12 protein-coding genes are annotated in these 12,195 nt (G+C 72.6%); all 12 read left to right on the top strand.

Going from position 1 to position 12,195, the window contains the following annotated elements; all coding sequences use genetic code 11:
• The first annotated feature begins 24 nt into the window (after positions 1–24).
• Positions 25–417, top strand: a complete 393-nt coding sequence (locus M3185_RS08080) for a PTS glucitol/sorbitol transporter subunit IIA (RefSeq protein ID WP_251333157.1) — start codon at positions 25–27, stop codon at positions 415–417.
• 13 nt (positions 418–430) lie between these two features.
• On the top strand, positions 431–877 hold the full coding sequence (locus tag M3185_RS08075) for a transcriptional regulator GutM (RefSeq protein ID WP_251333156.1): 447 nt from the start codon (positions 431–433) through the stop codon (positions 875–877).
• A 25-nt stretch (positions 878–902) separates the two neighbouring features.
• The gene (locus tag M3185_RS08070) at positions 903–2,249 is read left to right on the top strand and encodes an NAD(P)H-dependent oxidoreductase (protein WP_251333155.1); all 1,347 of its coding nucleotides are present in this window, start codon (positions 903–905) and stop codon (positions 2,247–2,249) included.
• Positions 2,246–3,217: a thiamine pyrophosphate-dependent dehydrogenase E1 component subunit alpha gene (locus M3185_RS08065; RefSeq protein WP_251333154.1), complete on the top strand. Its 972-nt coding sequence runs from the start codon at positions 2,246–2,248 to the stop codon at positions 3,215–3,217. Before M3185_RS08070 ends, M3185_RS08065 begins: the two co-directional genes overlap by 4 nt.
• A gap of 9 nt (positions 3,218–3,226) precedes the next feature.
• The gene (locus M3185_RS08060; RefSeq protein WP_251333153.1) at positions 3,227–4,237 is read left to right on the top strand and encodes an alpha-ketoacid dehydrogenase subunit beta; all 1,011 of its coding nucleotides are present in this window, start codon (positions 3,227–3,229) and stop codon (positions 4,235–4,237) included.
• 1 nt (position 4,238) lies between these two features.
• Complete coding sequence (locus M3185_RS08055; RefSeq protein WP_251333152.1) at positions 4,239–5,612, top strand: dihydrolipoamide acetyltransferase family protein; 1,374 nt, start codon at positions 4,239–4,241, stop codon at positions 5,610–5,612.
• 105 nt (positions 5,613–5,717) lie between these two features.
• Positions 5,718–6,464, top strand: coding sequence for an IspD/TarI family cytidylyltransferase (locus tag M3185_RS08050; protein WP_251333151.1), 747 nt, complete (start codon positions 5,718–5,720; stop codon positions 6,462–6,464).
• A gap of 37 nt (positions 6,465–6,501) precedes the next feature.
• Positions 6,502–6,879 (top strand): hypothetical protein, encoded by a 378-nt coding sequence (locus tag M3185_RS08045; protein ID WP_251333150.1) that lies wholly within the window; start codon positions 6,502–6,504, stop codon positions 6,877–6,879.
• Between the two features lie 70 nt (positions 6,880–6,949).
• The gene (ispF, locus tag M3185_RS08040; RefSeq protein ID WP_251333149.1) at positions 6,950–7,435 is read left to right on the top strand and encodes a 2-C-methyl-D-erythritol 2,4-cyclodiphosphate synthase; all 486 of its coding nucleotides are present in this window, start codon (positions 6,950–6,952) and stop codon (positions 7,433–7,435) included.
• 47 nt (positions 7,436–7,482) lie between these two features.
• Positions 7,483–8,913 carry a cysteine--tRNA ligase gene (gene cysS, locus M3185_RS08035; RefSeq protein WP_251333148.1) on the top strand — a complete coding sequence of 477 codons (1,431 nt, stop codon included), beginning with the start codon at positions 7,483–7,485 and terminating at the stop codon, positions 8,911–8,913.
• A 44-nt stretch (positions 8,914–8,957) separates the two neighbouring features.
• On the top strand, positions 8,958–9,932 hold the full coding sequence (gene rlmB, locus M3185_RS08030) for a 23S rRNA (guanosine(2251)-2'-O)-methyltransferase RlmB (protein ID WP_251333147.1): 975 nt from the start codon (positions 8,958–8,960) through the stop codon (positions 9,930–9,932).
• Positions 9,919–12,138 carry a glycogen debranching protein GlgX gene (gene glgX / locus M3185_RS08025; RefSeq protein WP_251333146.1) on the top strand — a complete coding sequence of 740 codons (2,220 nt, stop codon included), beginning with the start codon at positions 9,919–9,921 and terminating at the stop codon, positions 12,136–12,138. The genes rlmB and glgX overlap by 14 nt, the downstream gene beginning before the upstream one ends.
• Positions 12,139–12,195 lie beyond the last annotated feature (57 nt).

Genomic DNA, 12,195 nt, shown 5'->3' with positions numbered 1-12,195 from the left:
ACGAACGACGCAAGGAGCAACGAGATGACCGCGCAGACCGAGGCCGTGATCTACGACAGCGAAGTCAGCAGCGTGGGCGAGGAGGCCGCGTCGATGGTGGAGGGCGGCGTGCTGATCTTCTTCGCCGATCCCTGCCCCGCCGCGCTGGCGGAGGTGAGCGTGGTGCACAGGCCCACGGTGCCCGCCACCCGCGCGCCCCAGCCCGGGGACGTCGTGCAGCTCGGCGACAGCAGCGTCCGCATCACCAGGGTGGGCGACCTGGCTGCCTCCAACCTGCAGGAGCTGGGGCACGTGGTGGTCTACCTGGACCCCGCGGAGAACGTCAAGCTGCTCCCCGGGGCCATCCACGCCCACGGCACTCTGGACCTGCCGGCCCCGGGCGCGCGCTTCGCCATCCGCGCCGGATCCGCCGAGTAGCGGGGGGCACGTCATGAACACCGAGTTCGCCCTGCTGTTCGGCGCGGCCCTGGTCCTCGGGGCCGGGGGAACGCTGCTGCAGCACCGCGCCTACGCCCGCGCGGTCAACCAGCTGGCGGCCGCCTACCGCGGCCGGGCCGCGAAGCTCGTGTCCGGCCGGCACAAGGGGAAGCTGCGCGGGGCCGTCGTCCTGCTCGTCGTCGACGAGGCGACGCGTGAGGTGCTGGCCGCCGAGAGGATGACCGGCATGTCGGTCCTCGCCCGCTTCCGGCCCGCCCCGGAGCTGCTCGGCCCCGTCGGCGACGCCGACCAGCGCGCCACCAAGCCGCAGCTGGCCCTGGCCGTGCAGGACGCGCGGCAGCAGTTCGCCGCCCTGATGCGGCAGCAGAAGAAGGTCCCCGCCGCGCCGCAGGGGCCAGCCCGGAAGACCGCCCACCAGACCTCCGTCCCGCAACGGTAGAACACCCCAGTTAAGGAGCCCTCCCATGGGATACAGCAAGAAACTCGTCGCCCGCCAAGCCGCCACCGGCCGCCCCGTGCGCGTCGGCCTCGTCGGGGCAGGACAGATGGGATCCGGGTTCATCGCCCAGATCGCCCGCCAACCCGGCATGGACATCACGGCCGTGGCCGACATCGCTACCGACCGCGCCGTCACCGCGCTGGCCAACGCCGGCGTCACCGACGTGCAGCAGAGCGAGGACATCGCCGAGCTCGTCGCCGCCGTCGAGGCCGGCGGCCACGTGGTCGTCAGCGACGCCGTGGCCCTCACCCGGCTCCCCGTCGACATCGTGATCGAGTGCTCCGGCGTGCCGGAGGTCGCCGCGAAGGTGGCCCTGGCGGCGATCCTCGCCGGCAAGGACGTAGCCCTGATGACCGTCGAGGCCGACGTGACGGTCGGTCTCCTGCTCGCCCGCCTGGCCCAGCGCAGCGGCGTCGTGTACACCGTGTGCCGCGGTGACGAGCCGGTCGAGTGCCTGAAGCTGATGGAGTTCGTGGAGGACATCGGCCTGGACGTCGTGTGCGTCGGCAAGGGCAAGAACAACCCGCTGCGCCCCACCGACACCCCGGAGGACCTGACCGCCGAGGCGGAGGCGAAGGGCATGAACCCCCGGATGCTCTGCTCCTTCGTGGACGGCACCAAGACCATGATCGAGATGGCCGACCTCGCCAACGCCGCGAACCTGGAGCTCACCCAGCGCGGCATGATCGGCCCGGAGAGCACCGTCGCCGGCCTGCCGGACGTCTTCAAGCCCCAGGCCGACGGCGGCATCCTCGACCGCTCCGGTGTCATCGACTACGCGACCGGGCCGGTGGCCCCCGGGGTGTTCGTCATCGGCAAGTCGACGGACCCCGTCGTGAGCGAGGAGCTGCGCTACCTGAAGCTCGGCGAGGGCCCGTACTTCTCGTTCTACCGCCCCTACCACCTGGCCAGCATCGAGGCCGTGCTCTCCATCGGGGAAGCCGTCCTCGAGCGCCAGCCCTCCCTGGCGCCGGTCGCCTGGAACGCCGAGGTGACCGCGGTCGCCAAGCGGGACCTCAAGGCCGGCGAGAAGATCGACGGCATCGGCGGCTTCACGGTCCACGGCGTGGCCGTGTCCGCCCAGGAGGCCGCCGCCGGGCGCGAGCTGCCGATCGGGCTGGCCTCCGCGGCCACCCTGGTCCGCGACGTCCCCGCCGGGACGCCGGTCACCTACGACGACGTGGAGCTGGACGAGACCCGCACCATCGTCATCCTGCGCAAGCTCCAGGACCTCCTGCTCAAGGACGGGAACCTGTCCACGATCGACTCCCTTTTCCAGGACGCAGTCCAGAAGGAGAACGTGCTCCAGTGAACAACCTCGCCGCAGACAAGGACAAGGCAGTCGAGATCCTCACCACCATGTGGCGCATCCGGCGCTTCGAGGAAGCGGTCGACGACCTCTTCGGGCGCGGGCTGATGCACGGCACGATGCACCTGTCGATCGGCCAGGAGGCCGTCCCCACAGGCGCCTGCCTGGCCCTGACGCGGGAGGACTACATCACCTCCACCCACCGCGGCCACGGCCACTGCATCGCCAAGGGCGCCAGCATCGAGCGGATGATGGCCGAGCTGCTGGCCAAGGAGACCGGCTACTGCAAGGGCCGGGGCGGGTCCATGCACATCGCCGACCCCGAGACCGGCAACCTCGGGGCCAACGGCATCGTGGCCGGGGGCATCCCCATCGCCACCGGCGCAGGCCTGGCCGCCCAGATGAAGGGCACCGACCAGGTCGCCGTGTGCTTCCACGGGGACGGGGCGATGGGCGAGGGCGCCTGGCACGAAGGCGTGGTCCTGGCCAACATGTGGCAGCTGCCCGTGGTGTTCATCTGCGAGAACAACAAGTACGGCATGTCCATGAGCTCCGAGCAGGCCTTCCGGCTGGAGAAGCTCTCCGACCGGGCCCTGGGCTACGGGATCCCCGGGGTGACCGTGGACGGCAACGACGTCCAGGCGGTCCACGACGCGGTGGCCACGGCCGTGGCCCGGGCCCGGGCCGGCGAGGGGCCGACGTTCATCGAGGCCCTCACCTACCGCTGGAAGGGCCACTCCAAAAGCGACAAGAACCTCTACCGCACCCGCGAGGAGATCGAGCAGTGGCAGGGCCGGGACCCCATCCTCGCCTTCGAGAAGGAGGTCGTCGCCCACGGCACCCTCGACGAGAAGCAGCTGGAGGAGATCCGCACCATGGTGCGCGACGAGCTGCGCGCGGCCGTGCGCACCGCCAACGCCGCCCCGGAACCCTCCGCCGACGACCTCCTGTCCGCCGTCTACGCGAAGTGAGCGAGAACCATGACTGACACCCTGACCGACGTGCAGACGCGCACGATGACGTACTCCGAAGCCATCCGCGAAGCCCTGCTCCTGGCCATGGAGGCCGACGACCGGGTCTTCATGATGGGGGAGGACGTCGGCACCTACGGCGGAGCCTTCGGGGTCACCGGGGACCTGGTCCACAAGGTGGGACCGCAGCGGATGCGCGACACCACGATCAGCGAGCTCGGGATCGTCGGCGCCGGGGTTGGCGCCGCGCTGGCCGGCATGAAGCCGATCGTGGAGATCCAGTTCTCCGACTTCACCGCCCAGGCGATGGACCAGATCGTCAACCAGGCCGCCAAGATCCACTTCATGCTCGGCGGATCCGTCAACGTCCCCCTGGTCATCCGCGCCCCGGGCGGCTCCGGCACCGGTGCTGCGGCCCAGCACTCCCAGAGCCTGGAGGCGTGGTTCGCCCACGTCCCGGGGCTCAAGGTCGTCATGCCGTCCAACGCCCGCGACGCGAAGGGCCTGCTGCTGGCCGCGCTCGAGGACCCGAACCCGGTGATGATCCTCGAGCACAAGCTGCTCTACAAGACCTCCGGGCCGGTCCCCGAGGGGGCCTACCGCACGCCCCTGGGCGTGGCCGAGGTCGTGCGGGAGGGCAAGGACCTGACCATCGTCGCCACCGGTGTGGAGGTCAGCCGCTCCCTGGAGGCCGCCGGACTCCTGGCCGAGCAGGGCATCGAGGCGACCGTGGTGGACCCCAGGACGCTGACCCCCCTGGACACGGACACCATCTTCGCCGCCGTCAAGCGCACCGGGCGCGTGCTGCTGGTGCAGGAAGCCGTCAAAACCGGCGGGTTCATCAGCGAGATCTCGGCCCTGATCGCCGAGTCCGACACCTTCGGCCACCTCCGGGCGCCGATCAGGCGCCTCGCCGGGCTGGACGTCCCCATCCCCTACGCCCCGAAGCTCGAGAAGGCCGCCGTGCCCCAAGTCGACGACATCGTGGCAGCCGCCACCCAACTGGTCCAGGAGTGGTGAGATGGCCCGCAAACCGGTCACGATGCCCAAGATGTCCATGACCATGGAGGAGGGCACCATGGCGCAGTGGTTCAAGCAGCCCGGGGACACCATCACGGCCGGGGAGCCGATCTGCGAGGTGGAGACCGACAAGGTCGAGATGGAGGTGGAAGCCCCGTTCAGCGGGGTGCTGGAGGAGATCGTGGCCCAGCCCGAGGACGTGGTCCCGGTGGGCGAACCCCTGTGCTACATGAGCACCGAGGCCGAGGACCTGCTGGGGGACCTCTTCGACGCCCCGGCCGCACCGGAGGCGGCCGAGCCGGTGGGCGGGCCGCCGGTGCCCTCGGCGGCCGAGGCCCGGGGTGGGGTCTCGGTGCCGGTGGCGGTTGAGTTCCCGGGCGCGGTCCCGGACCTGGCACCAGCCGCCCCGCAGGCGGCCGGGAGGAGCGGATGGAAGGGCGCCTGGCCGGTCGCGGTCCCGGCGGCCCGCCGGCTCGCGGCCGAGTCCCGGGTGGACCTGGCCTCCGTGCGGCCCACGGGGCCGTGGAACACCGTGCGCGTGCAGGACGTGGAGGCCGTCGCCGGCGCCCGGTCGCGAGCCGCGGCCCCGGTCGCGACGCCGACCCGGCAGCCCGTCGCCACGACCGTGCCGCCCACGACGGCGGCGCCCGCCCCGGCGCCCGCGCCGTCCCCGAGGGCGGGAGCACCGCGGACGGAGGAGGTGTCCAAGGCGGAGATCCGCCGCCGCCGACTGCGCAAGCAGACGGCGAAGGTGATGACGGCCTCCGCCCAGGTCCCGCAGTTCACCGTCTACGCGGACCTGGACCTCACCGACCTCGAGAAGGTCCGCAGGACCGTGCTCAAGGGCGCGGGATGGACCGCGATCCTGCTCAAGGCCCAGGCCGTCGCGCTGCGCACCCACCACTCCCTCAACGCCTACTGGACGGAGGAGGGGCTGGCACCGAACGCGGACGTGGGGATCGCCCTGGCGGTGGACACGGACAACGGCCTCCTGGCGCCCGTGCTCAAGAACCCGGACATCGTCCCCCTGCTGGAGCTCGACCGGCAGATCCGTGCTGCGGCCGCCGACGCCCGGAGGGGCTCCCTCAAGCTAGAGCAGCTGAGCGGAGGAACCGCCGTGCTGTCCAACCTGGGGGGCTTCGGGATCAGCTCCTTCAACGCGCTGCTCACGCCTCCGCAGGCCACGGCCCTGTCCCTGGGCTCGATCGAGCGCAGGATCGTCGTGGGCGAGGACGGCACGTTCGGGGCGCGCCTGCTGTGCACCGTCGGGCTGACCGCCGACCACCGCAGCGCCGACGGGGCGGACGCGGCCCGGTTCATCGCCACGCTGCGCACCGTCCTCGCCGACCCCGCCCGGCTGGGCGCCGTCGAGTAGGCCGCCGGCCAGCAGGTCCCCGGCCGGCTGGGCGCCGTCGAGCAGGTCTCCAGCCGGCCGGTGATCGGGTGGTTGCCGGGATGGCGCCGCGACTAGGATCGAGGCATGAAGCCCCCAGCAGGCCAGGACTCCGCCACTCGACCCACGGCAGCCGGGATCGTGCTGGCAGCCGGTTCGGGCACCCGCTTCGGCGGGTCCGTGAACAAGGCGTACCTGCCCCTCGCGGGGCAGAGCCTGATCTCCTGGTCGCTCAACGTCATGGCCGCCATCAGTGACATCTCACCGCTGGTGCTGGTCATCAGGCCGGAGGACCACCGGCGTGCCGAGGCGGTTCTCGACAAGGAGGTGACGGCCGACGTCGAGATCGTCTACGGGGACTCGACCCGACAGGGATCGGAGCTGCGTGCCTTCCGCCACCTGGTGCCGCGCATCGACGCGGGACTGGTGGACTCCATCCTCATCCACGACTCCGCCCGCCCCCTGCTCTCCGTGGAGCTGTGCGCCGCGGTGCTGCACGCGACCCGCGAGTACGGGGCCGCGATCCCGGCCCTGTACGGTCCCGACCTGTCCGTGACCGGCGAGGAAGGCGCCACGTCCGTGGAGCTGCACGGCGACCACCTGGTCCGCGCGCAGACCCCTCAGGGCTTCGCCGCCCAGCCCCTGGTGGACGCCTACGAGGCGGCGGCCCGGGACGGCCTGGACGCCACGGACACGGCGGGCTGCGTCGCCCGCTACACGGACCTGTCCATCCGGTGGATCTCGGGCGAGGACCAGAACTTCAAGATCACCTACGCCCACGACCTCGTCGTGGCCCAGCAACTGCTCGCCGCTCTGGACCACGAGGTCCACTGACCTGGGGCCGCGCCGTCCCCGAGAATCGAAGGTAGCGATGGAACGGATCCAGCACGCATCGTTTGTCTGTGCCTCGTGCCTCCAGGAGTGTGACCACGAGGTCGCCTACGCCGGCCGGCTCGTGGCGGCCTTCAAGTGCAGCAACTGCGGAACCCGGGTGGACATCCAGGTGGCCGACGACTACCTGCCCGACGTCGGACGGCGCCTCGCCAGCAAGCCGCGGCGCATGATGCGCCGGTTCCGCAAGCACCCGCTGGGCTACACGCTGAGCCTGCCCCGGGCCGTGGCTACCAAGCCGCTGGAGGTGCTGGCCGAGGTGCGGCTGGCCATCGCCTCGAGGACGAAGACGCAGCAGGACCCGCCGGCACCCGCGCCGCCGGACCGCAGCCTGGAGGGCTCCGGCTGCGAGCAGTAGCGCCCCGGACTCCCCGGCGCCCCCGGGCCGCCGCCCCGGGCAGCGGGCCGGGAGGTGGCACACTGGTGCGGTGACGAAGAACCTGCCCCGCACCGGCATCGCCGTGGACGTCCACGCCTTCGGGCCCGAGGGCACCCCCCTGTGGCTAGCCGGGCTCGAGTGGCCCGGGGAGACCGGCCTGGCCGGGCACTCCGACGGCGACGTCGTCGCCCACGCCGCCGCCGACGCCCTGTTCTCCGCGTCCGGCACGGGCGACCTCGGCTCCAACTTCGGCGTGGACCGCCCCGAACTCAAGGGCGCGCCGGGCGTGCGGATCCTCGCGGAGGCGGCACGGATCGTGCGGGAGGCCGGCTTCGAGATCGGCAACGTCGCGGTGCAGCTGGTCGGCGACCGGCCGCGCTTCGCGCCCCGCCGCGCCGAGGCGGAGGAGGTGCTCTCGGCCGCGGCGGGCGCCCCCGTGACGGTCAGCGCCACGACCTCCGACCACCTCGGCTTCCCCGGCCGCGGCGAGGGCCTCGCGGCCGTGGCCTCCGCCCTCGTGGTGGTCCGCGCCTGAGCCCCGCGCTCCGGGCCGGGGGCGGGCCCGCCACTATGATAGGGCGTGTGACTCTGCGCTTCTACGACACCGCGACCGCCTCCGTGCGCGACTTCGAGCCCGTCCACCCGGGCGAGGCCCGGCTGTACTACTGCGGTGCCACCGTGCAGGGGATGCCCCACATCGGGCACGTGCGCTCCGCGCTGGTCTTCGACCAGCTCGCCCGCTGGCTGGCCTTCCGCGGCCACCGGGTGACCACCGTGCGCAACGTCACCGACATCGACGACAAGATCCTCGCCAACTCCGCGGCCTCCTTCGCTCCCGACTACGACGGCGAGCACCCCTGCGAGCCGTGGTGGGCGCTGGCCTACCGGTTCGAGCAGGTCTTCAACGCCGCGTACGACGCGATCGGCATCGCCCGCCCCACCTACGAGCCCCGCGCCACGGGCCACGTCCCCGAGATGCACGCCCTGATCGGCCGGCTGGTCGACGCCGGCCACGCCTACCCGGCGCCGGACGGCTCCGGCGACGTCTACTTCGACGTCCGCTCGTGGGAGCGCTACGGCGAGCTCACCCACCAGTCCGTCGAGGACATGCAGGACGCCCCCGACGCCGACCCGCGCGGCAAGCGCGACCCCCGCGACTTCGCCCTGTGGAAGGGCCACAAGGCGGGGGAGCCGGAGACCGCGCGCTGGGACTCCCCCTGGGGTGCCGGCCGGCCCGGTTGGCACCTCGAGTGCTCGGCGATGGCCGGGAAGTACCTCGGCGAGCACTTCGACATCCACGGCGGCGGCCTCGACCTGCGCTTCCCCCACCACGAGAACGAGCTCGCCCAGTCCGCGGCGGCCGGGCAGCGCTTCGCCGGCTTCTGGCTGCACAACGGGCTGGTCACCTACGCGGGGGAGAAGATGTCCAAGTCCGTGGGCAACACGGTCTCCCCGTCCCAGATGCTCACCGAGGCCCGCCCCCTGGCCGTGCGCTACTACCTGGGCCAAGCCCACTACCGCTCGGTGCTCGACTACCGACCCACGTCCCTGACCGAGGCGGCGGCCGCCGTCGAGCGGGTCGAGTCCTTCCTACGCACCGCCCGGGAGACGGGCGCCGAGCCGTCCTGGACGGAGGCCGACATGCCCGAGGCCTTCGCCGCCGCGATGGACGACGACCTCAACGTCCCCCAGGCGCTGGCCGTGCTGCACGAGACCGTCCGCGCCGGCAACTCCGCGCTCGCGGCCGGCGAGGACGCCGCGGCCCTCGCCCGCAGCGTGCGGGCCATGACCGACGTGCTCGGGCTGACCGGGCTCATGGACCTGGGCGGGTCGGCCAGCAACGCCGCCGAGCACGCCGCCCTGGACGTGCTCGTGCGCTCCCTCCTGGACCAGCGCGAGCAGGCGCGCGCCGCGAAGGACTGGGCCCGGGCCGACGCGATCCGCGACGAGCTCGCCGCGGCCGGCGTCGTCGTCCGGGACGGCGCCGAGGGCTCCGCCTGGTCCGTGGCCTGACCGGCCCCTCCACCGTTTCCACCCCCGACCGAACAGAGGTTCCCATGGCAGCCCCCAAGCGTCCCGGCGCGATCCGCAAGAACAAGAAGGGCCCCCTCGTCGGCACCGGCGGGCACGGCCGCAAGGCCCTCGAGGGCAAGGGCCCCACGCCGAAGGCCGAGGACCGCCCGTACCACAAGGCGCACAAGATGAAGAAGGCCGCCGAGCGCCGCCAGCAGTCCCAGGGCGGGCGCACCCGCAACTCCCGGGGCAAGGTGCACGAGGACCTGGTGACCGGGCGCAACTCGGTCGTCGAGGCGCTGCGCGCGGAGATCCCCGCCAAGGCCCTCTACGCGGCCAGCCGGATCGACGTCGACGACCGCGTGCGGGAGATCCTCCAGATCTGCGCCGAGCGGGGGATCCCCGTGCTCGAGGCCTCCAAGGCCGAGCTGGACCGGCTCACCCTCGACGCCGTCCACCAGGGCGTGGCCCTGCAGGTGCCGGCCTACGAGTACCGGGACGCCGTCGAGACCGCCCGCAAGCTCATGACCCAGTGGGAGAAGCGGCACATCTCCCGGCCCCCGCTGCTCGTGGCCCTCGACGGCATCACCGACCCCCGCAACCTCGGGGCCATCATCCGCAGCGTCTCCGCGTTCTCCGGCAGCGCCGTGATCGTCCCGGAGCGCCGCTCCGTGGGCGTCACCGCCTCCGCCTGGAAGACCAGTGCCGGCGCGGCCGCCCGCGTGCCGGTGACGAAGGCGGCCAACCTCAACCGCACGCTCGAGGAGCTCAAGGGCATGGGCTACTTCGTGGTGGGCCTCGACGGCGACGGCGACGTCAGCCTGCCGGGCCTCGAGCTCGCCACGGAGCCGCTGGTCGTCGTCGTCGGCTCGGAGGGCAAGGGCCTGTCGCGGCTGGTCACCGAGAACTGCGACCAGGTCGTGTCCATCCCCATCGACTCGGCCATGGAGTCCCTCAACGCTTCCATGGCCGTGGGCATCACGCTCTACGAGGTGTCACGGCGACGTGCTGGTTCCTGACCCGCTCCGGAAGGACACCGGCCGCCCCTACGTCTCCCACCCCTACCCGCTCGGCGTCCACCCGTCGTCCGAGCGGGACGGCAGCGCCAACGTGGCGGTCTACGCCCCCGGCGTCCAGGACCTCGACATCGTCTACCGGCTGCCCGGGGGGCGCTGGCAGCGCCGCCGGCTCACGGCCCGCACAGGCGGCGTGCACCACGGGACCATCCCGCCGGCCGAGCAGCAGCGGCTCTCGGAGACGGGCTACCGCTACCTGCTCCACCGGGACGAGGCGCCCGCCCTGCCCGCGGGCACCGAGTACGGCTTCGTCCCCGCGGACTCACCCGTGGCCGCGGGCCGCCGCGCCCCGGACCCGTCCGACCGCCAGATCCTCCTCGACCCCTACGGCAAGGGGATGCGCCGCGTCGCCGCGCCGCTCGACGTCGACGAGCCCGGTCCCGACGCCTACGGCGGGCGCTACGTCTCGGTGGTCGTCCAGCAGGACTTCGACTGGGACGAGGACCGGCCCCCGGCGGTGCCGTGGCGGGACACCGTCGTCTACGAGGCCCACGTCAAAGGCCTGACGATCCAGCACCCCGGGATCCCCGAGGAGCTGCGGGGCACCTACGCCGGTCTCGCGCACCCGGTGATGACCGAGTACCTGACATCGCTGGGCGTCACCGCCGTGGAGCTGCTGCCCGTGCACGCCCACCTCGACGAGCCCCACCTCACGGGCCTGGGGCTGAGCAACTACTGGGGCTACAACACCCTGGGCTTCTTCGCCCCGCACGCCGGGTACGCCACCGAGGCCGCCCGCGCCCGGGGTCCGCAGGCCGTGCTGGACGAGTTCAAGGCCATGGTCCGGGACCTGCACCGCGCGGGGCTGGAGGTCTACCTCGACGTGGTCTACAACCACACGGCCGAGGCCGGCCAGGACGAGCCCGCCTACTGCTGGCGCGGGCTCGGCGACGAGGCGTACTACCGCCACGGCGAGGACGGGCGCTACGTCGACGTCACCGGGTGCGGCAACTCCGTGAACTTCGGCAACCCCCGCGTGGTGCAGATGGCCCTCGACTCCCTGCGCTACTGGGTCGAGCGCTGCCACGTCGACGGGTTCCGCTTCGACCTCGCGCCCGAGCTGGCCCGCGACGAGCGCCACCGCTTCACCCGCAACCACCCCTTCCTCGTGGCCGTCGGCGCGGACCGCGCCCTGTTCGGCGTGAAGCTCATCGCCGAGCCGTGGGACGTCGGCATGGGCGGGTGGCAGACCGGGCACTTCCCCGAGGGGTGGGCGGACTGGAACGACCGCTTCCGGGACACGGTGCGGGACTTCTGGCTCACCGGACCGCGCGCCATGAGCGTGGGCGGGGACGGAGGCAACGCCTCCCGGCTGGCGGGCGCGCTCGCCGGCTCCGTCGAGATGTTCGCGTCCTCCGGGCGCAACGCCCTGGCCTCCCTGAACTTCGTGACCGCCCACGACGGGTTCACCCTCGCCGACCTCGTCTCCTACGACAACAAGCGCAACCAGGCGAACCTCGAGAAGAACCGGGACGGCACGAACGACAACCACTCCTGGAACCACGGCGTCGAGGGCCCGGCGCGCGACGCACGGATCCGTGCCGCCCGCGCGCAGACGTCACGCAACCTCATGGCCACCCTGCTCTTCTCCCAGGGCGTGCCCATGATCACGGCGGGCGACGAGTTCGGGCGCAGCCAGCAGGGCAACAACAACGCCTACTGCCAGGACAACGCGCTCTCCTGGGTGGACTGGCGGCTCACCCCGGCCGCGCGCGCCATGCTGGCCGCCACCCGGGCCCTGATCGCCGTGCGCCGGGAGTTCCTGGCCGGGCAGCCCTCCCACTTCCCGACCCGGCCCGACGAGGTGCTGATGCACTGGTTCCGCCCCGACGGCGCCCCCATGTCGGCCGTCGACTGGCAGACCCCCGGGGCCCGGACCATCCAGGTGCTCATCGGGTCCCGCGGGGGGCGGGTGACGGGGCTGATGGTCGTCAACGGGGCGAGCGCCGACATGGCGATCACCTTCCCCGCCCTCACGGGCCTCGTCCCAGCCGAGGAGGACGGGCCCGCCGACGAGCCGGCCGGCGGGGTCTACTCCCTCGTGCACAGCACCGCGTCGGTGCTCTACGGGCGCTACGGCACCCGGTTCCGCACCGGACAGGCGCAGGGCGTCCCGGCGAGCTCGGTGAGCCTGTTCCGGGTGCTCTGACGCCTCCCGCACCTGCTGGAACGGCGGCGGGCCCGTCCTCCTCGGCTGGGACGAGGC

Origin of the sequence: Kocuria rosea (assembly GCF_023715525.1) — a bacterium.
In the GTDB taxonomy this organism is placed as follows: domain Bacteria; phylum Actinomycetota; class Actinomycetes; order Actinomycetales; family Micrococcaceae; genus Kocuria; species Kocuria rosea_A.
The sequence above is the reverse complement of the archived record's forward strand: the minus strand, read 5'-3'. Positions and strand labels throughout refer to the sequence as shown.

Bases quoted from the DNA above. Each gene is read 5' to 3' on its own strand.
- M3185_RS08080 (WP_251333157.1), top strand. From the start codon at position 25: ATGACCGCGCAGACCGAGGCCGTGATCTACGACAGCGAAGTCAGCAGC.
- M3185_RS08075 (WP_251333156.1), top strand. From the start codon at position 431: ATGAACACCGAGTTCGCCCTGCTGTTCGGCGCGGCCCTGGTCCTCGGG.
- M3185_RS08070 (WP_251333155.1), top strand. From the start codon at position 903: ATGGGATACAGCAAGAAACTCGTCGCCCGCCAAGCCGCCACCGGCCGC.
- M3185_RS08060 (WP_251333153.1), top strand. From the start codon at position 3,227: ATGACTGACACCCTGACCGACGTGCAGACGCGCACGATGACGTACTCC.
- M3185_RS08055 (WP_251333152.1), top strand. From the start codon at position 4,239: ATGGCCCGCAAACCGGTCACGATGCCCAAGATGTCCATGACCATGGAG.
- M3185_RS08050 (WP_251333151.1), top strand. From the start codon at position 5,718: ATGAAGCCCCCAGCAGGCCAGGACTCCGCCACTCGACCCACGGCAGCC.
- M3185_RS08045 (WP_251333150.1), top strand. From the start codon at position 6,502: ATGGAACGGATCCAGCACGCATCGTTTGTCTGTGCCTCGTGCCTCCAG.
- rlmB (WP_251333147.1), top strand. From the start codon at position 8,958: ATGGCAGCCCCCAAGCGTCCCGGCGCGATCCGCAAGAACAAGAAGGGC.